The following is a 19,254-nucleotide window of genomic DNA, read 5'->3' as shown; positions in this document are numbered from 1 at the left end:
ACGGGAGCTTTTTATATCTCTAGTATCCGGCAACTTTAAAGCCAATTCATTCCATCATAAAAATATCAGCAAGGTAGTATCAACTATTCTTTTGAGGCTTTAAGAACCTTTTCACCAAATACTTCCGAACAGGAATATCATAGAACTTCAAGCAGATATATGCCAGAATAATACTTCCTATGACAACACCTGCTGCACCCGGAAATGATTGCATAAATGTAAGTTTTTCATTCTTTACCCAAGCATAATATAGGTAGATGAAAGGATAATGAACCATATACAAAGGATAAGAAATCTCACCCAAAAAGTTACATATCCGAATCGTATGCTTGTCGGTGCATTTTCCCGAAGCTCCAAGATAGACAAGTAAAGGGAAAAACATAGCAAAACAGACCGTATCATATAATCCGTTCATCCATAAATGTTCGGCTCCTCCCAAACGCGGTACAGCCAAGAGGATTACGATTGACAAGCTACATATCCAAAAAGCTCCTTTTATATTAACTGGTTTGAAAAGGCGGAAAAGGAGTAATCCGGCAGAAAAGGAAAATAATAGTCTTAGAGATCCTGCCATAAACTCAATGCCGGTCATCGTAAAACCAGCGCATATGTCTCCATACGGTCCCCATATGGCAAATGCCGACAAACCGCATCCCGCAAGGAAAACAAACCATGCAAGCACTTTGGTAGAAAATCTATGAATAAACAAGGCATAGAGAATATTCCCAATATATTCAAAGAACAGAGACCAACTCGGTCCATTCAAAGGATACATCTCCCCCAACCCCCGAATCTCGGTTCCGGGAGTTGCCGGAATCAAAAGCGCATTAATAAATGTAGCAATAAATAAAGCAAGAATAGTCACTTTCGACACATCCCATACGGGACATCCTTGAAAATAGAACATGATTGCTCCTATGATGGCTCCCATTACTACCATCGGCTGCAGACGAATGACTCTTCGCTTAATGAAGTCTTTTATTTTCATTGTTTTCCATCGATCATCATAAGCATAACCTATAACAAATCCCGACAGTATAAAGAAAAAGTCAACAGCCAAATATCCATGATTAATGTTTTGATCTAAATGACTGGTTGCGTATGCTTCGAATATGTGGAAACATACCACCATGATAGCTGCTACTCCGCGCAGTCCGTCAAGAATCTCATAATGTGGTTTTGTGTTTGGTAAAACAGAAATGGGGGTTTGTGTTTTCATTAAAAATAAATTAATATATTAATATTCCGATTAATTCAAAAGGGAGTTGCAAAAATAGGAAATATTTTATAATTAACACCGGAATCGATAGAATCTCTTACAATATATCCAAATGAAATATTTGTGATATGCCTGTCACACTGATCTGAATGCCTATGCAGAATGTAAAAAAAGCTACAAGTTTATTAATAATCTGATTGCCTACAGGACCTATTTTCTGTATAATCCTCTGTCCCTGCGAAAGAAATATGTAAAGTATGGCAGCCATGCAGATAATGACCAACCCTATGACCGCATAATTGACTCCCGTTTGCAGAAGTTTCCCCTTAATACTTGCCGAAGCCATCAAAGTGAAGATAACGGAAATACTACCGGGACCGATGCTTATTGGAAATGTGATAGGATAGAATATTTTCTGTTCTATATTCTTCCATTTGGAACTATCTATTTTCCTGTCAGCTTCCTCATTATCAGAGGAACCGGAATCACCCAATAATTCCATTGCTGTTTTACAAATAAGCATCCCACCCCCCAATTGGATGACAGGTATTGCCAGTCCAAAGATCAACAAAAACAGATGACCTATCACCAAAGTGCCTATACCAATGAGAACATAATTGAAAATCAATTTTTGAATAGCTGTTTTTCGTTGATGGGGATCCAAATCAATAAAAAAGCCATTCACAACGAAACCGTTCCCCAAAGGATTTATCACTGGGAACAAAGCCATAAATGAGGATGAAAATATAATTAAAAGACTACTCAAAGACATGATTCATATTTTTTTAATACTTCAATAATATTCATATACAACGTAACGCAAGAGTTATTGAGTTGAATCGAATCCATGCAAAATTTCCATATACAACTGAACTCAATTCATCCTAACAGTGACATTGATAACGAATTCCAAACAAAATAAGTTCAGCATTTTTAAACCCACTCCTTTTTATTTCTAAACAGACAACTCTGGAAAACATTTGCATATAACTATTGTTATAACGGCAAACAGGAAAAAGCAATGCTTTAAAGTCCTGTCGAATCAAAAAAATCCACTTAAAAAACCTTGATGTATGAAGAAATTTATGTTTTTGGCAATGGTCGCTTCCCTAATGTATGGGTGTAGCTCCGATGAGGACGAATGCAGTCCTCCTACCGATACTTCACGTGTAGAAATCAAATTAAATGCAGATATATTTGAAATAAAAACGAAAGCTCCGGTCAATACCGGACAAGCTATTACTGCAAAGTTTGTAGCTTCTGCAACTACAGGTGATTACAGCACGAATCTATGGAATGCTACTGCCAACTTTACAGCTTCCACAACCGCATCTCCTACCTTCTCTTTCACCCCACAGCAATATTATCCAACAAACGGCAGTACGGTTTATATCAAAGGATACTACCCAGCAGGGACTCTTTCTGGTAACACAGTTACTTTTACTGAAACAGACGGATCGAATGACGTAATGATTACTGCAGAAGCGAGTGGCAGTAAAACCACCAGTAATCCTCTGGCATTTACTTTTAATCACTTACTGACTCAATTGCAATTCACATTCAAGGCAGGTGCAGGTTTTCCTACATCCGGCAAGAATGTCACCAGTATTAGCGTGAAAGACCAACAAACCCCGGCTTCGCTTAATCTCAATGATGGCTCTCTCACTTATAATCCTGTGGGAAGTGGTTTTACACTGACCGGAACTTTTCCTATCAGTGCCGATCCAGGTACCACGGCTACGGTTTATCCGATGGTGAAAAGCGGAGCTACAAGTGTAAAACTGGGCATCATCGCTGATGGCGTGACCTATCCCGATGTAACAGTTACTCTTACTACCGAAACAGGGAAGGCGCACAACATTATATTGACCTTTACACCTAAAGAAATTACAGCTACTGCCATTATCACTGCATGGGTCACCGGTGGTAGTGGAACCGCCACTATCCAGTAAATCTCATTCAAAGTATGAATCGAGGCAATGAAGCTGTCCATCCGATTACTGACAGGCATAGCATTACTGTCGCTGACAAGCTGTGGTAATGATTTGGAAGAGGAGTTTCCCGCTTGCGGGGAACTTCCTGTTCCGGTTCGGCTCGCTGTTGCAGAAATGAATCCAAAGACACGTGCCATCGTCAATACTATAAGCGATATCACAGCCAGTTCATTGGGAATCTACGAAGTAGCGGAAGGGACGACTTCCGGAACATTTCCCTGGACTCCCTCTCCTTTACAAACCAATATTGCTCCCAGTGGCATAAGTGGGAATCAGTTGACTTTTTCACCCAAACTATACTATCCGATGGGAGGAAAAAGAGTCGTCTTCTACGGTTATTATCCACGTACTACCGCTTCTAGCGGAGCCAACTACATCACTGCACCGGGAAACGGAATTGCCCCAACTTATAATTTCACCCTTAGTGGACAGGAAGACATTATGTATGCTGCCAGCACTCCTAATGGCAGTTATACCCCCGGAGGTACTGCTATTCTGACATTCAATCATAAGTTAACGCAAATCCAACTGAATACTTCTCTGTTGGGTTCATTGCTTACAAGCGTGAAAATATTGGGGGTCAGAAACACAGGTTCCATGAATATGGAAACAGGCATCATCACTTATGGCAGCAGTACGATCGATATTACTTTCACCAAAGCAAGTTTGACTGCCACCAATCCTTTGATGGTTCCCGCTGATGTACCAAGTTATATACTGGAAGCATCCATTTTGGGAGCATTGCTTCCACGTAAATATCTGATTAAACCTACATCCGGAAACTTCCTTGCCGGCACAGTCTATACGATATCGATTAATTAAATTATAAAGCAAATCAATTCATTGCAATAGCCAATCCCCTACTCTCCCTTATCTCCTCCGATATTATTTATTCACAAATTTAAATTCAGATTCATTGTAACGATCACCCACATTTGGAAATTTCTTTAGAAGAGATTCGATACATGCCACATCTCCGGGAGATAAATGCATATCGGCAGCCTTAGCATTTTCTTCCAGATATTTGATTCTTTTCGTTCCCGGTATCGGTATGATGTTTTCACTTTTTGCCAATATCCAAGCTAAAGCAAGTTGAGCCGGAGTCATGTTTCTGCTTTCAGCAAGTACGGCAAATTCAGTAGCCAGGTTACGATTATTGTCCCAATGCGCACCTTTATAACGCGGTAATTGTTTTCGGAAATCATCATCCCCTAATGCGTCTACATTTACTGTATTAGTCATCAATCCCCTAGCCAATGGGGAAAAAGGGACAAAAGTAACCCCCAATTCCTTGGTCAATGGCAATATATCATTTTCCACATCACGTGTCAGCAAAGAATATTCACTTTCAACGGTAGCTATCGGATGGACGGCATAAGCCTTTCGCAAGGTTTCGGCAGAACATTCGCTCAAGCCCAAATAGCGCACCTTACCCTCCTTCACCAAATCAGCCATTGCACCAATCGTTTCTTCAATAGGAATTAAGGGATCTATCCGATGGGCATAATACAAATCAATAGTCTCTATTTTCAATCGTTTCAAACTTGCCTCCACAGCTTGCCGGACATATCCGGGAGAGCAGTCTACATAACTTTCCCCACCGGCAAAAACACTCCCCCGGTTCTTTCGTAATCGGAAGCCGAATTTTGTAGCAATAAAAATATCGTTCCGCTTCTCAAGCAATACTTTGGATAATAACTCTTCATTTGCACCGTTTCCATACACATCGGCAGTATCCCAAAAATTGACCCCTATCTCCAATGCACGATACAGTGTAGCCATATTTTCTTTTTCATCGGAATTGCCGTATGCAGCACTCATACCCATACACCCCAAACCGATAGCGGAAAGCCGCACATCCGTTTTACCTAATTTTCTGTACTTCATAATCCTTCTTTTTTATTCGGTACAAAATTAGATGATAGCACACGGGGAGATTGGCACTATTCAAACTATCATTTGAACAAATCAAATAATCATTCGTATCCCACTTCCAATCTAATTTTGGAAGGTGCATTTCCCATCTGTTTACGATAGAACTTACTGAAATAAGAAACTGTTTCAAATCCTAAACCATAAGCGATTTCTGAAATAGAAAGTTTAGTATGCATGAGATATTGGGTAGCTTCCCTGGTTATTCTCTCTGCAATCCAATCGGAGGTCGTTTTTCCCGTTATCTCTTTAACTACTTTATTTAAATGGTTGATATGTATCGACAAACGGCTTGCATAATCAGAAGGTGTACGTAAAACAAGTATGGTATTGGGATAATCGACAGGGAACTGCCTTTCCAACAATTCCATAAACAATTCAACAATACGTTGGGAAGCATTCGGATGGGCTTCATACCGATTAGTATCCTGCATCTTCATTGCCATATGAATCAACAGATGAAGATAACAGCGCAATACATCCTGTTTTCCGAAGTAATCAGAGTTGATTTCTTCTTGCATCCGTGCATAGATATCCAGAATTCCAGAGAGTTGCAGATCATCCAAAAAGAAAACTTTATCCCCCGAAATCTTAAACAATGGGGTTTCGGATAAAGAATTATTCTTTTCTTCCGCCTTGACAAATGGCTCATTAAAGATGCAGAACCTTCCTTCTTGTTCCTCACTTATAGATTCCCAGGCATAAGGGACCAGAGGATTGGAAAACAATAAAGCGGGACGGTCTACCAAAATCCACTTATCAGCATAGTACAATTTCCCTATACCCATTATCACAGTAACTTTGTAAAAATCCCTATAACTAAACTGTACCGTACCGAAATTACATTGCCGGGAGAAAATATTAAAATAGGGTTTCTCCCGTGAATAACCACCATCTAACGTGGGGTCATTACGTTGTATTCTTTTATAAAACTGAGTAATAGTTTCAGGCATGACTTATTATTATGAAGTAGAACATATGAAGGCATATATACTATAACTTCGGAACTCCCCCAAAAGTATTCTTCAGACAATAAAATCTTCTGATTTAAAATTGCTGTAATATCTTCCGGAGAATGCAGTAAACCGCAACACACAATAATCGGGATCGGCCACTCCTTCCTTGTAATACATCTCATCACCTTCCCTCCATACCAATTCTTTACTTTTTGCATCTGTCAGCACTTCCATTTCTCCTTTCAGCATATGTCACTTTCTCGAGATTATAGAGGCGTGAGAAGCACTAAAAACGGATCAAAACCTATTTCGGAAGATATTTTAGAAAAGACTTTAAGCCGAGATCAATAAAAGTATATACTCTTAATATGTAAAATAACTATTTCTTGCATTTAAGGTATCTATATTAACATGTAGTTAAAATACTAGTTTTGCAAGATACAAGAAACATGCATTCCTATCCGTGTCGATCGTTCTTTATTTTGCTAAAAGGCTCTCAACACATGCATGTCATTTTGTTTGTATAAGCTTATCTCTGTCTTCATATGTTCCAGAAACAAGAGAATCTGTCGATGCAATTCACCCGGCAGGTGCAGACAGGAAGAGGACTTTTGCCAATCGAAAAAGGAGAGATGCTGGATAAACAACGTATCTTTGAATACGGAAGAATACATTCCACGGAGCCGCTTCATAATCCCCATACTTCATTTCATAAAAAGTATAGCGAGGAATCCGGCTCTTCATCACTCCGGTCGCTTTAATGTGATGACATTTATTTCCGGCCATGCACCGAAACGGAAAGGAACCGTCCCACCGATACCCAGACTGACATACAACATGTGCTTATCTTCCTGATACGCACCGCCCCATTCACGATAGGCCCATTGAGCCGGAGAAAAGTTTCCGATCATCAACTGCATGGCATGAGTATGTCCCGACAAAGTCAACTGTATATCCGTTTCCGGCAGCACTTCTCGCCTCCAATGGGAAGGGTCATGGCTCAACAATATCTTATAAACATCATCGGACACCCCTTTCATAGCCTTAGGCAGATCAGCAAAAGAAGGGAAAGGTGGCTTCCCCTCATTCTCAACGCCTATGATAGCGATGCTGTCCGTTCCCCGGTGGATAAAGCGGTGTTCATTCAACAATACGTCCCATCCGAATCCCCGTTCACGCCTTATCACTTCGCGCAAATTGCTCCGTGCCCCATCGGGAGTATCATAATGATGGTATTCGCAATAATCGTGATTGCCGAGAATGGAATATACACCATCCTTTGCCCGTAACTGCGGCAGGATTTCCATAAAATTATCCAATTCATCCGCTGAAGAATTTACCAAATCGCCCGTAAAAACAATCAAGTCGGGATGGAGGTCGTTCACTTCCTTCACCAAACGCTGTACAAACTCTTCATTCCCGATGAACGTTCCGATATGAATATCCGACAGTTGTACCAGACGGTAGCCATTGAAAGCTTCCGGCACATCTGCCGATGTTACCGTTATTTCTTTTGTTACCAGTTCCTTCCATCCGGAAGTCAGCCCATAGATAAATATGCCGATGGAAACGAACGACACGGCAACTCCCGTCCAATTACCAATTTTAGCAGCCGCAGGAAGCAACAATCCGACACCGCGTCCCGCAAGCGAAACCACGGTAAAGAGTAATTTAGGAATTGCTATACAAAGCAATAGCATAAAAAAGAGTTTCAACAACAAAGGCTGATGAACTCCCATCAAGGCAAAACCAATGCACATCAACGTAGCGAGCAAAGGTACCCAGTAAAGAATCTTCCAGACCAAACCGACATTTCCACGTACAAAAGAGAACCAAATATAAAGATCCGGCAACGTCAGAATCAAAATGGCCAATACTATAAATTTCATAATTATCTCGTTAAAATAAGCATATTATCCAATGGTATAAATGAACCTACTCAAGTAAAGTTCGCAAAAATAGTAATATCTTTGCACCTTAATCGAAAGCAGGTGATAAATTCATTAAAATCTTTGTCAAAAACAGATAAAGACAAATGACAGGCAAGGATATAGAAAGTAAAATAACGGATAATAACAGGAAGCAAATGATTCGTAACCCTAGCAACAAACTAAAAGGTATCTTATATGCAGCGGTGTCCTCTTCAACTTTCGGACTGGCACCCTTCTTCTCCATCCTGCTTCTCAGCATCGGTTTCTCATCATTCGAGGTGTTGAGTTACCGTTGGGGAGTGGCTTCGGCAACCTTGGTAATCTTCGGTTTGCTGACCGGCTGTAATTTTCGTTTAAGCGGTAAAGCGTTCATCACCGTCTTCTGGCTCAGCCTGTTCCGGGCGGCTACTTCACTGAGTCTGGTGATCGCCTACCAGAACATTTCAAGCGGTGTCGCCTCCATCATCCACTTTATGTATCCGCTGGCGGTAGCCATGACGATGATGATATTCTTCAAAGAAAAAAGATCGGGATGGGTCATCACAGCCATCCTGATGTCCATCATCGGAGCTGTTTTACTTTCTACCGGAAATATCGATCATACAGGTGGTAATTCCACATTAGGCATCCTTACAGCGTGCATCTCCATCTTTGCCTATGCCGGCTATATCATCGGAGTCAGGAAAAGCCGTGCAGTAGAAATCAATTCAACCGTACTGACTTGCTACGTGATGGCGATCGGGGCACTCCTTTTCATTGTCTGCGGATGTTTCACAAGCGGCATCCGGCTAGTAACGGACGGTCATGCCTGGTTGTACATTCTCGGACTGGCTTTACCGGCAACAGCCATCTCGAATATGACATTGGTGAAAGCTGTGAAATACATCGGACCCACACTTACTTCCATATTCGGAGCCATGGAACCTTTAACGGCAGTAGTCATCGGGGCATTGGCATTCAAGGAACGGTTTACCATAGAAGGAATGGTGGGTATCCTGCTGATTGTTTCCGCTGTGAGCATCGTCATACTCAGAGAAAAACGATCCTCTAGATAAAAAGCTGCCAGACTACACCTCCTTATAAATAACAATATATGTAACGCCCCTTCACATCTATTGTTACGGGTCATTACATATATTGATAATGCGGTTAAGATGAAACGGAAATTATTCTACCACCATAATCCGGTCGTTCAGTCCCACTTTCATGTTTTCTTCTACGAAAATCTCTTTCACCACTCCGTCCGTTGTCGAACGGATTTCGTTTTCCATTTTCATGGCCACCAATACACAGAGTGGATCACCTTTCTTCACTTCATCCCCTTTCTTCACATATGTCTTGAGGATCACACCCGGCATAGGGGCTTCCACTACCTGTCTGCCGATGCTATCGGAACCACTGTGGGCATTGTGAATCTTCTCCATCTCACTTTTCAGTTCAATCTGGAAAAGTTCTCCTTTATTCATGATGGTATAGGATGAATGAGAATTGGGAGAAATCTGTACACCGTGCGAATGATTATCTATGATGATGGAATAGATGGAGTCGCCCCCTACATTATAATCCACCTCATAAATCTTCCCATTCACAGCCACTTTCTTGATAGGCCCGTCTTCCAGAATTTCCACCTTGTATTCACTGCCGGGTACATCCTGTATATGGGCATAATAGGTTGCTAATATTGTATTCATAAACATTCCATATTTTAATAGTTATTGGCAGTCATCTGCAACTTGCCATAATATTTCCAAAGAGAATCGCCCACTACGGGAAGCGTGGTTGCCCTCGAAGCCGCCTCCTTCTCTTGCTCGTAATGCTTCAGGGTAGCAGCAATCACCGCCACCGTAGGATCGGTGTTCTGCCTACGCTTTAAATCCTCCTTGTCAAAACGGGTGTCAATAAATGTAGTATCGTACTCCCCTTTCAGGAAAGCGGCATTCTTCAACACACGTTGGTGGAAAGGGATGGTAGTCTTGATGCCGAGAATCTTATACTCCCGAAGGGCACGAGCCATATTCGAGATGGCAGATTCACGGGTACGTCCCCAGCAACAGAGCTTCGCAATCATCGGGTCATAATGGAGCGATACCTCGAAACCGGCATAGGCGGCACTATCCAGACGAAGATTACGTCCTTCGGGAGCCTCGCGTACCGTGATGACACCGGGTGAAGGCATAAAATTATTCTCCGGATCTTCCGCATAAATACGGCATTCGATGGAAGCCCCGCGAAATTCGATGTTTTCCTGTTTGTAAGGCAAAGGATTGCCGGCAGCTACCTGTATCATATCGCGAACCAAGTCCACACCCGTACACGCTTCCGTCACAGGATGTTCCACCTGAAGACGGGTATTCATCTCGAGGAAATAGAAATTCTGATCCTTATCCATCATGAACTCAAGCGTCCCCGCGCTGTAATAACCGATCTTCTTGCAAGCTTCCACGGCTACCTTAAACATCTTGGCACGGGTTTCATCCTTTACAAAAGGCGACGGTGATTCCTCGATAACCTTCTGATTACGCCTCTGAATAGAACATTCGCGTTCATACAGATGGACTACATTTCCATATTTATCTCCTAAAATCTGCACCTCTATATGATGCGGATTCTCAATATACTTCTCGATATAAACGGCATTATTGCCGAACGAACTTCCGGCCTCGGACTGTGACAAGCGCAATGCCTCTTCCACCTCTTCTTCCGAATGTACCAGACGCATCCCTTTTCCTCCACCTCCGGCCAAGGCCTTCAGCATGATCGGGTATCCTACCTCGGCAGCCACTTTCTTTGCTTCCTCGATACCTTTCACGGGATTCTCCGTCCCGGGCACAATGGGCAATCCGGCTTCCCTCATGATCTTTCGTGCCTCCGTCTTAATACCCATTTTGGCAATTATATCGGCACTCGGCCCGATAAAGATCACCCCTTCTTCCTCACAGCGGCGTGCGAAATCCGCATTCTCCGAAAGGAATCCGTATCCCGGATGAATGGCAGCTCCCGTCTTCTTGGCGATGGCAAGTATCTTCTCCGGTTTCAGGTAGGAAGTATCTTCGGGTGAGTCTGAAATGCAATAAGCTTCTTCGGCATACCGTACATGGAGTGCCCCCCGGTCTACACGGGTATATATGGCCACCGTGGCAATATTCATCACCCGGCAAGTACGGAAAATACGCATGGCAATCTCGCCACGGTTAGCAACTAATATCTTTTTTATCATAACGATGTCCTCCTCGGCATTAAAGTGGGATGTTAGAGTGTTTCTTAGGCGGATTGGACTGGCGTTTGTTAGCCAGCATTTCGAAACTGCGTATCAGGCGCAAGCGCGTAATGGCAGGATCGATCACTTCATCCACATAGCCCAGTTCGGCAGCACGGTACGGATTGGCAAATTTACCACGATAATCGTCCTGCAACTCCTTGCGCTTGGTTTCGGCATTCTGCGCCTTGTCTATTTCCTTACGGAAAAGTATATTCACGGCACCGTCCGGTCCCATCACAGCAATTTCGGCAGTCGGGAATGCCAGATTGATATCTCCCCGGATATGTTTGGAACTCATCACGTCATAAGCACCTCCATAAGCCTTACGAGTGATGACGGTCACTTTCGGGACGGTCGCTTCACAATAAGCATACAGCAGTTTGGCTCCATTGCGGATGATGCCTCCGTATTCTTGGTCTACGCCCGGAAGGAATCCCGGCACATCGACCAATGTCAAAAGCGGAATGTTGAAAGCATCGCAGAAACGGACGAAACGAGCAGCTTTCACGGAAGCATTGATATCGAGTGTCCCGGCAAGCACCATAGGCTGGTTTGCCACCACTCCGACCGTCTTTCCGTTCAAACGGATATACCCGATCACAATATTCTTCGCATACTCTTCCTGCAACTCGAAGAAACTGTTGTCATCGGCTACGGAACGGATCATTTCCTTGATGTCGTAAGGTTGGTTCGGATTCGTGGGAACCAAGGCGGAAAGCTCCGGAGTCAGTCGTGTAGGCGAGTCACTGGTTGCTACAAACGGGGGTTCTTCCATGTTGTTGCCGGGAAGGTAAGAAATCAATTCCCGGATGTAATTGATACATTCTATATCGTTCTCAGCGGAAAGATGGGCAACTCCGGATATCGTAGTATGTACCCCTGCTCCTCCCAGGTCATCCTTGCTTACCTCTTCCTGGGTAACGCTCTTTACTACGTCGGGTCCCGTGATAAACATGTAACCGGAGTTCTTCACCATCAGGATAAAATCGGTCAATGCAGGTGAATAAACAGCACCTCCGGCACACGGCCCCATGATGGCACTTATCTGCGGTATCACTCCCGAAGCGAGGGAGTTGCGAAGGAATATCTCCGCGTAACCCGCCAAAGACCGCACACCTTCCTGAATACGGGCACCTCCCGAGTCATTCAGTCCGATGATGGGTGCCCCCATCTGCATTGCCATATCCATTACCTTACATATTTTCTTGGCATACGTTTCGGAAAGTGCCCCTCCGAAAACCGTAAAGTCCTGTGCAAATACATATACCAGCCGTTTGCCGATCATTCCGTATCCGGTCACGACACCGTCTCCGGGTATTTTTTGCTTCTCCATGCCAAAGTCCGTGCAACGATGAGTTACCAGTTTATCAAGTTCGATAAACGACCCCTTTTCCAGAAGCATATCAATGCGTTCGCGTGCTGTCAGCTTACCAGCTGCATGTTGTTTCTCGATGCGTGCGTCTCCGCCGCCTTTTTCAGCTTTCCGGTTCATCTCTTCCAGCCGAGTTATAAGCTCTTTCATAGGCTATAATATTTCTAAATTGTATATTCTGTCCTTTATAATCAGTCTTCTTTTAAATTATAACACATAAGTCCCTTAAAAGTTAACAGTTCTGTCGTTAAACATAAATTTAATAACAAATAGAACTTTGATTCTACGAAAACAAATTTGTCATCGCAAATGTTGTAGCATATCATTAATAGTAAAACCTATACCAAAACGAAAATGAAAAGATTCAGATTATTTTTAGCAGTAGGATTCCTACTCGTTTTTGCTACAGGCGCGTATGCCCAGAGAATGGGAGATCAGACTTATCTACCCAAATTTGCTATCAAGACAAATGCCCTCTATTGGGCTACCAGTACCCCCAACCTCGGAATAGAGCTTGGCTTGGCAAAGAAACTGACACTCGACATTTCGGGCAATTACAACCCTTGGAAGTTCTCCGACAACAAACAATTCAAACATTGGCTCGTACAACCGGAGTTGCGTTACTGGCTCTGCGAACGTTTCAACGGCAGCTTCTTTGGACTCCACGGACATTACGCTGATGTGGATGTCAGCAACCTCGACATGTTCGGCTTGGGACACGACCGTTACGACGGTAAGCTCTATGGTGCCGGCATTTCCTATGGTTATCAATGGATACTGAAACATAGATGGAGCATGGAAGCCACTATCGGCATCGGATACGCCCGTATCAAATACGATAAGTATGAACCGGGCGATAATGGAAAGAAGCTCGGGCATAATACCAAAGATTACTTCGGTCCTACCAAGATAGGTCTTAGCTTCATTTATACTATCAAATAAAAAACAATCTCTAAACCCTCATTAACAATGAAAACAAAAATTGTATATTTATTACTGGCTCTGGTGATTGCGCTACCTGCAGGTGCCCAGAAACTTTACAATGATGCCCTCAGCCTTTCCGACGTGTCGCTTTGGCAACAAGGGAACTCCCTTTATATCGATATGAAAATCGATATGTCGAACCTCGCAGTAAGCCCTCAACGTTCGCTTACGCTTACTCCGCTATTGACGGACGGACAGCACAACGTTGCACTGGAAAATATCATCATTAACGGTCGTCGCCGTCAAAAAGCTTATATTCGCGGCATAGCCATCAAACAGGAACTTCCCGCAGGAATCGTGATCCCTTACGAAAAAAGAGGTGTACTGGACTATACCCAAGTGATCCCTTACGAACCGTGGATGGAAAACGCCTCCCTGAATTTGGTGGAAAACCTATGCGGATGCGGTAACAATGAAGAAATGATTGCTCAGGAACTCATCAGTAACGATGTCTCTACCGAGGCCAAACGTCTTGCAGCTATGGCACCGATAGTAGCCTACATCCAACCGGCCGTGGAAGTGGTTAAGGAACGTAGCGAACAATACGAAGCACATCTGGATTTCCCGGTAAACAAAGCAGTGATCCTCCCTGAATTCATGAACAACCATAAGGAATTGACGAATATCCAAACGATGTTCGACAAAATCCAAAACGATAAGAACCTTACGGTTACGGGTATAAGCATCGAAGGATTCGCTTCACCGGAAGGCCCGCTGAAACTGAATGAAAAACTTTCTCAGAACCGCGCTGAAGCCCTGAAGAAATATCTCACAACCAATGAGAAGATTCCGGCTAACCTTTACAAGGTATCTTTCGGTGGTGAGAACTGGGACGGATTAGTGAAAGCATTGGAAACTTCTTCCATGAAAGATAAAGAAACATTTATCAGTATCATAAAGAATACTTCCGATGATGCTTTGCGCAAAAAAGAGATTATGCGTGTAGGCGGTGGCGCTCCATACCGCACCATGTTGAAGGAGATTTACCCGGGACTTCGTAAAGTGAACTTGAAATTAGAGTATACGGTTGCCAACTTCGATGTTCAACAAGGCCGTATCGTTATCAAGACAAATCCGAAATATCTGAGTTTGAATGAAATGTATCAGGTAGCCAACAGCTATCCGAAAGGCAGTGACGATTTTGTCAATGTATTCGATATCGCTGTGCGCATGTATCCGAATGATCCGGTAGCCAACCTCAACTCGGCAGCTGTAGCATTAAGCAGAAAAGACATAAAGACTGCCATGCGATTCATGGAAAAAGCCAACAAGCAGACAGCTGAATACCTCAACAACAGTGGTGTATACTATTTCCTCAACGGAGACATCAACCAAGCCATCGCTAACTTCAGCCAAGCAGCCCAAATGGGTAATGAAGCGGCTAAAGGAAATATGAAACAGTTACAGAAAATATTGAATGCAAAGAAAAAATAAGAAGAACTGAAGAATAAGCACACTGATCTTTGTGATTAAAATAAATAAGTATATAGGCTGCCCATAATAAAAGATGAGGCAGCCTTACTTATAATTAATCCACCGGATTATAGAAAAAAAATCCTTTCCCAACCATCAAAACCATCGTTAGTTTTGTTATAGAATTACTAACCATAAAAGCTGACGATTATGACACTCTTCCTTGCGATTATTCCAGTTTTGCTCCTGATAGTATTAATGGCATTTTTAAAAATGTCCGGTGATAAAAGTAGTGTCATATCACTGATAGTAACAATGGTCATCGCCTTTTTGGGCTTTCATTTCTCCTTGGGGAACTTAGCCTTCTCTTTCCTTTACGGTGCGCTAAAAGCCATATCACCGATATTGATCATTATCCTGATGGCAATTTTCAGTTACAATGTTTTGCTGAAAACCCAAAAGATGGAAACCATCAAACAGCAATTCTCCTCCATCTCTACCGACAAGAGCATACAGGTGTTACTGTTGACATGGGGGTTCGGTGGACTCCTCGAAGCTATGGCAGGCTTCGGAACAGCCGTTGCCATCCCTGCCGCGATCCTTATCAGCCTGGGATTCAAACCGGTTTTCTCTGCCGTAGTCAGTCTGATAGCCAACAGTGTCGCCACCGCTTTCGGAGCCATCGGCACACCGGTACTGGTACTGGCGAAAGAAACCAATCTCGATGTACTCAACTTAAGTACGAATGTCGTGCTGCAACTTTCAGTACTGATGTTCCTGGTTCCCCTGGCATTGCTCTTCCTCACCGATCCGAAACTGAAATCACTCCCGAAGAATGTTTTTCTAGCATTACTTGTAGGCGGTGTATCCCTTGTAAGCCAATATGCCGCTGCACGTTACATGGGTGCGGAATCACCTGCCATCATCGGTAGTATCCTTTCCATTATCGTCATCGTACTCTATGGAAAGCTTACCTCCCGCAAAAAGGATAAAAAGGAAAAAGAACCTAAGATATCACTTAAAACGAAAGATATTATCAGTGCGTGGAGCATCTATTTACTTATCCTTGCACTGATTATCATCACCAGTCCTCTGTTTCCTACACTAAGAGGCACGCTGGAGAACAATTGGGTGACACGGATCAGCCTTCCCATAAACGGTTCGACCGTACATTATACCATATCCTGGCTTACTCATGCGGGCGTTTTGCTCTTCATCGGCTCATTTATCGGTGGACTGATCCAGGGAGCTACCGTCAAAGAATTATTCACCGTGCTTTGGAGTACTACCAAACAGTTGAAAAAAACTTTCATCACGGTGATCTGCCTCGTAGGTCTTTCCACTATTATGGATACAGCGGGAATGATTTCAGTGATAGCTACTGCCCTTGCCACGGCAACAGGCAGCCTGTATCCTCTCTTTGCACCGGTTATCGGCTGTCTGGGTACGTTCATCACCGGTAGCGATACCTCCTCCAATATCCTTTTCGGAAAGCTGCAAGCCAGTGTGGCAGGTCATATCAACGTAAGTCCCGACTGGCTGTCGGCAGCCAATACCGTAGGTGCAACGGGCGGTAAGATTATCTCTCCACAGAGCATAGCCATCGCAACTTCAGCCAGTAGCCAGCAAGGGAAAGAAGGTGAGATATTGAAATCCGCCATTCCTTATGCACTCGTATATGTGGTAATAACCGGTATCATTGTCTTTATTTTCAGTTGAGGATGGGTAGATTGAACAAAAATCTTTATATTTGAGCCCTAATTATCAGAGTAGAGATACAAACAACATCATAAGACAATAAAACACACTATATAACTAACATTTTTGACATGAAAAAGTATTATCTTTTTGTACTACTATCAGTTTTGATCACAAGCTGTAAACCGGCAAAACAGTTAACCGATTATGTTAATCCCCTTTTGGGAACAGCCACTCTCTGGGAACCGGAAGACCTGGGCTACGTCCGTACCTGGAAACAACGCACATGGGGAGCCGAAGTGTTCCCCGGAGCCTCGCTTCCCAATGCGATGGTACAGTTAAGCCCTGTCACCCAATACCGTAGCGGGGCGGGCTATCAGTACGAAGATTCGGTAATTTATGGTTTCACGCATACCAACAAAGGACATTGGAACCTGTTGCACATACCGTTGCTCCCTGTCACCGGTACTATTTCCCCAAGCAATTTCTGCTCGGGCTACAGCCACCGGAACGAATCGGCACATCCGGGCTACTATCAGGTATTTCTCGACAGATACAACGTCAATGCTGAACTGACCTCTACCCTGCGTTGCGCCTATCATAAATATACCTTCCCCCAAAAAGAGGATAAAAAGCTCCTGGCGGACATGACCCGTACCAACAACCATGTGAGCGATTGGGAAATCAAAAAGGTAAACGACCACACATTTGCCGGATTCCAGCAAGCAGGCGAGAAGATGTATTTCTACGCTACTTCCAATTTCAAAATAAAAGAGATCGGACAAGTCAAGGACGAGAAACACGAAGTATCCCTAATTGACTTCGAGGACAGCAAAAACGCCCAACCGCTCGAACTAAAAATCGGTTTCTCTTTTGTAAGCATCGACAACGCCAAAATGAATCTTGAAAAAGAGATGATCGATAAGAGCTTTGCACAAGTACGTGAAGAGGCCAACGATACGTGGCAACAGCAGTTATCAAAGATACTTGTGTCCGGAGGCAGCGAACGCGAAAAGGGCATCTTTTATTCCTGCCTGTACCGTTCCTTTCTATGGCCAGCCCTGCGGAGCGATGTGAACGGAGAATATACCGATGCCAAAGGGGAAGTGGTCAATAACGGTTTCCGCTATTATACAGACCCTTCTTTCTGGGACGACTATCGCAACAAACTCATTTTACTGGGTATGCTCTCGCCCGATGTTGCCGTCGATGTGATCCAATCCATCACAGACAAAGGAGAGAAAAGAAACGGATACATGCCCACTTTCTTTCATGGGGACCACGCCTCCACCTTCGTTGCCGGAAGTTACCTGCGCGGACTGAAAGGTTTCGACCTAGAACGTGCCTACAAACTATTATTGAAAAACGCCACAGTTCCCGGACACGGTGGCAGACCTTATCTGGACGAATACATCGAAAAAGGATGGATTGCTGAAAAAGATACCACCAATGTCCCCACCTGGGATGAATACAAAGCTGCCGTTACAAAAACCATAGAATACGCTTATGATGATTATGCAACGGCATTGATCGCCAAAACCCTGAATGACCAAAGCAACTACGAACTTCTGATGAAGCGTTCCGGCAACTATAAAAACTTATTCGATCCCAGCACCGGTTTCTGGAGGGGACGCATCGCCAATGGCGAATGGATCGAAGATTTCGATCCTTACTATCCCTATTTCGCCTACATGTACCGGGAAGCCAACGCCTGGCAATCCTTGTTCTTTGCCCCGCACGACCCGGAGGGAATGATTGCACTCTATCCGAGTAAACAAGCTGTGGAGATGAAACTCGATTCACTCTTCTCTGAACCCTGGAGAGGATACGAAGCGCACAACATGACCGGATTCATCGGGAATTACTGCCACGGCAACCAGCCCGACCATAGCGTGCCCTATACCTATTACTTCATCGGCAAACAAGAGAAAGCACAATGTATGCTCGACAGCATCATGGATCGCTTCTATGACATGGGAGCCGATAAACTTGCCTATTCGGGGATGGACGATGCCGGTGAAATGTCTTCCTGGTATGTATTCAATGCCCTCGGACTTTATACCTATTCTCCTGCCGACCCGGAATATATCGTAACTGTTCCCTTGTTCGACAAAGTGAACTTTACTTTGGGTGACGGTACTCAGTTCAGCATCAGCAAACGCGGAACTGGGAAAAAGATAACGGATATTACCTATGACGGAAAACCGTTAAACGGCTGGTTTATCTCCCACGATCTTCTGAAGGAAGGAAAGGAACTAGTCATTACTACGATGGAATAAAAGCTTTCAATCCCCTTTTATATACTATTACACAGATTTCACCGTTGCTATGCAAATCAAAACACATAGCAACGGTGTTCTTCTTTATAATCCTGCGAAATCCGTGTCTAGGAGAAAACATATAGCACCTTTTGCTTGCATTGAGTAATAATTCATGAATTAATAAGTCTAGCTCCGGAACGGCAACCGAAATACTTATAAATTCATGAATTGATAA

The 19,254-nt window shown here is 43.5% G+C and carries 16 protein-coding genes and 1 pseudogene; 8 read left to right on the top strand and 9 right to left on the bottom strand.

The features are described 5' to 3' along the window. Window positions 1–79 precede the first annotated feature (79 nt). Both H8744_RS12500 and H8744_RS12495 read right to left on the bottom strand, forming a co-directional pair. Window positions 80–1,219, bottom strand: coding sequence for an acyltransferase family protein (locus tag H8744_RS12500; RefSeq protein ID WP_262435149.1), 1,140 nt, complete (start codon window positions 1,217–1,219; stop codon window positions 80–82). A 97-nt stretch (window positions 1,220–1,316) separates the two neighbouring features. Then, a complete protein-coding gene (locus H8744_RS12495; protein ID WP_262435148.1) occupies window positions 1,317–1,991 on the bottom strand; it encodes a MarC family protein in 675 nt (224 codons plus the stop codon). Between the two features lie 301 nt (window positions 1,992–2,292). On the opposite strand from H8744_RS12495, the gene H8744_RS12490 reads away from it, so the two are divergent. Then, the gene (locus tag H8744_RS12490) at window positions 2,293–3,171 is read left to right on the top strand and encodes a fimbrillin family protein (RefSeq protein ID WP_262435147.1); all 879 of its coding nucleotides are present in this window, start codon (window positions 2,293–2,295) and stop codon (window positions 3,169–3,171) included. Window positions 3,172–3,198: 27 nt separating this feature from the next. Beyond that, window positions 3,199–4,035: a fimbrillin family protein gene (locus tag H8744_RS12485; RefSeq protein WP_262435146.1), complete on the top strand. Its 837-nt coding sequence runs from the start codon at window positions 3,199–3,201 to the stop codon at window positions 4,033–4,035. A gap of 63 nt (window positions 4,036–4,098) precedes the next feature. Here H8744_RS12485 and H8744_RS12480 read toward each other — a convergent pair whose 3' ends face one another. The 3 genes and pseudogenes from H8744_RS12480 to H8744_RS12470 form a co-directional block, all read right to left on the bottom strand. Continuing rightward, window positions 4,099–5,100: an aldo/keto reductase gene (locus tag H8744_RS12480; RefSeq protein ID WP_262435145.1), complete on the bottom strand. Its 1,002-nt coding sequence runs from the start codon at window positions 5,098–5,100 to the stop codon at window positions 4,099–4,101. An 89-nt stretch (window positions 5,101–5,189) separates the two neighbouring features. Further along, a complete protein-coding gene (locus tag H8744_RS12475; RefSeq protein WP_262435144.1) occupies window positions 5,190–6,098 on the bottom strand; it encodes a helix-turn-helix domain-containing protein in 909 nt (302 codons plus the stop codon). Between the two features lie 72 nt (window positions 6,099–6,170). Next, window positions 6,171–6,350 (bottom strand): annotated as a pseudogene (locus H8744_RS12470) (pyridoxamine 5'-phosphate oxidase family protein); the annotation flags it as partial. 296 nt (window positions 6,351–6,646) lie between these two features. Here H8744_RS12470 and H8744_RS12465 point away from each other — a divergent pair. Beyond that, window positions 6,647–6,862: a hypothetical protein gene (locus tag H8744_RS12465; protein ID WP_262435143.1), complete on the top strand. Its 216-nt coding sequence runs from the start codon at window positions 6,647–6,649 to the stop codon at window positions 6,860–6,862. Here the strand turns inward: H8744_RS12465 and H8744_RS12460 are convergent. Next, window positions 6,845–7,990 carry a metallophosphoesterase gene (locus H8744_RS12460; RefSeq protein WP_262435142.1) on the bottom strand — a complete coding sequence of 382 codons (1,146 nt, stop codon included), beginning with the start codon at window positions 7,988–7,990 and terminating at the stop codon, window positions 6,845–6,847. The genes H8744_RS12465 and H8744_RS12460 overlap by 18 nt on opposite strands. Window positions 7,991–8,187: 197 nt before the next feature. Here H8744_RS12460 and H8744_RS12455 point away from each other — a divergent pair, with 197 nt between their 5' ends. Next, window positions 8,188–9,087 (top strand): DMT family transporter, encoded by a 900-nt coding sequence (locus H8744_RS12455; RefSeq protein WP_305067498.1) that lies wholly within the window; start codon window positions 8,188–8,190, stop codon window positions 9,085–9,087. Between the two features lie 111 nt (window positions 9,088–9,198). Here the strand turns inward: H8744_RS12455 and H8744_RS12450 are convergent, their stop codons facing one another. Genes H8744_RS12450 through H8744_RS12440 form a run of 3 tightly spaced genes read right to left on the bottom strand, consistent with a single transcriptional unit; the run spans window position 9,199 to window position 12,813 of the window. Continuing rightward, window positions 9,199–9,723: a biotin/lipoyl-containing protein gene (locus tag H8744_RS12450; RefSeq protein WP_262435140.1), complete on the bottom strand. Its 525-nt coding sequence runs from the start codon at window positions 9,721–9,723 to the stop codon at window positions 9,199–9,201. 14 nt (window positions 9,724–9,737) lie between these two features. Then, window positions 9,738–11,249 (bottom strand): acetyl-CoA carboxylase biotin carboxylase subunit, encoded by a 1,512-nt coding sequence (gene accC, locus H8744_RS12445; RefSeq protein ID WP_262435139.1) that lies wholly within the window; start codon window positions 11,247–11,249, stop codon window positions 9,738–9,740. Between the two features lie 19 nt (window positions 11,250–11,268). Next, window positions 11,269–12,813, bottom strand: coding sequence for an acyl-CoA carboxylase subunit beta (locus H8744_RS12440; protein WP_262435138.1), 1,545 nt, complete (start codon window positions 12,811–12,813; stop codon window positions 11,269–11,271). 204 nt (window positions 12,814–13,017) lie between these two features. Here H8744_RS12440 and H8744_RS12435 point away from each other — a divergent pair, with 204 nt between their 5' ends. The 4 genes from H8744_RS12435 (at window position 13,018) to H8744_RS12420 (ending at window position 19,037) form a co-directional block, all read left to right on the top strand. Further along, on the top strand, window positions 13,018–13,605 hold the full coding sequence (locus H8744_RS12435; protein ID WP_262435137.1) for a DUF3575 domain-containing protein: 588 nt from the start codon (window positions 13,018–13,020) through the stop codon (window positions 13,603–13,605). Between the two features lie 27 nt (window positions 13,606–13,632). Beyond that, window positions 13,633–15,081, top strand: a complete 1,449-nt coding sequence (locus H8744_RS12430) for a DUF3868 domain-containing protein (RefSeq protein ID WP_262435136.1) — start codon at window positions 13,633–13,635, stop codon at window positions 15,079–15,081. Window positions 15,082–15,270: 189 nt separating this feature from the next. After that, window positions 15,271–16,779 carry an L-lactate permease gene (locus H8744_RS12425; protein WP_262435135.1) on the top strand — a complete coding sequence of 503 codons (1,509 nt, stop codon included), beginning with the start codon at window positions 15,271–15,273 and terminating at the stop codon, window positions 16,777–16,779. Between the two features lie 110 nt (window positions 16,780–16,889). Continuing rightward, window positions 16,890–19,037: a GH92 family glycosyl hydrolase gene (locus H8744_RS12420; RefSeq protein WP_262435134.1), complete on the top strand. Its 2,148-nt coding sequence runs from the start codon at window positions 16,890–16,892 to the stop codon at window positions 19,035–19,037. Window positions 19,038–19,254: the final 217 nt, after the last annotated feature.

The organism is Jilunia laotingensis (genome assembly GCF_014385165.1).
GTDB classification, from domain to species: Bacteria; Bacteroidota; Bacteroidia; order Bacteroidales; family Bacteroidaceae; genus Bacteroides; species Bacteroides laotingensis.
This window is presented reverse-complemented; position numbering and strand designations above follow the sequence as displayed.

Coding starts and splice junctions, on each gene's coding strand:
- H8744_RS12430 (WP_262435136.1), top strand. CDS start 13,633: ATGAAAACAAAAATTGTATATTTATTACTGGCTCTGGTGATTGCGCTA.
- H8744_RS12455 (WP_305067498.1), top strand. CDS start 8,188: ATGATTCGTAACCCTAGCAACAAACTAAAAGGTATCTTATATGCAGCG.
- H8744_RS12490 (WP_262435147.1), top strand. CDS start 2,293: ATGAAGAAATTTATGTTTTTGGCAATGGTCGCTTCCCTAATGTATGGG.
- H8744_RS12460 (WP_262435142.1), bottom strand. CDS start 7,990: ATGAAATTTATAGTATTGGCCATTTTGATTCTGACGTTGCCGGATCTT.
- H8744_RS12440 (WP_262435138.1), bottom strand. CDS start 12,813: ATGAAAGAGCTTATAACTCGGCTGGAAGAGATGAACCGGAAAGCTGAA.
- H8744_RS12495 (WP_262435148.1), bottom strand. CDS start 1,991: ATGTCTTTGAGTAGTCTTTTAATTATATTTTCATCCTCATTTATGGCT.
- H8744_RS12420 (WP_262435134.1), top strand. CDS start 16,890: ATGAAAAAGTATTATCTTTTTGTACTACTATCAGTTTTGATCACAAGC.
- H8744_RS12475 (WP_262435144.1), bottom strand. CDS start 6,098: ATGCCTGAAACTATTACTCAGTTTTATAAAAGAATACAACGTAATGAC.
- H8744_RS12500 (WP_262435149.1), bottom strand. CDS start 1,219: ATGAAAACACAAACCCCCATTTCTGTTTTACCAAACACAAAACCACAT.
- accC (WP_262435139.1), bottom strand. CDS start 11,249: ATGATAAAAAAGATATTAGTTGCTAACCGTGGCGAGATTGCCATGCGT.
- H8744_RS12485 (WP_262435146.1), top strand. CDS start 3,199: ATGAAGCTGTCCATCCGATTACTGACAGGCATAGCATTACTGTCGCTG.
- H8744_RS12450 (WP_262435140.1), bottom strand. CDS start 9,723: ATGAATACAATATTAGCAACCTATTATGCCCATATACAGGATGTACCC.
- H8744_RS12425 (WP_262435135.1), top strand. CDS start 15,271: ATGACACTCTTCCTTGCGATTATTCCAGTTTTGCTCCTGATAGTATTA.
- H8744_RS12480 (WP_262435145.1), bottom strand. CDS start 5,100: ATGAAGTACAGAAAATTAGGTAAAACGGATGTGCGGCTTTCCGCTATC.
- H8744_RS12435 (WP_262435137.1), top strand. CDS start 13,018: ATGAAAAGATTCAGATTATTTTTAGCAGTAGGATTCCTACTCGTTTTT.
- H8744_RS12465 (WP_262435143.1), top strand. CDS start 6,647: ATGTTCCAGAAACAAGAGAATCTGTCGATGCAATTCACCCGGCAGGTG.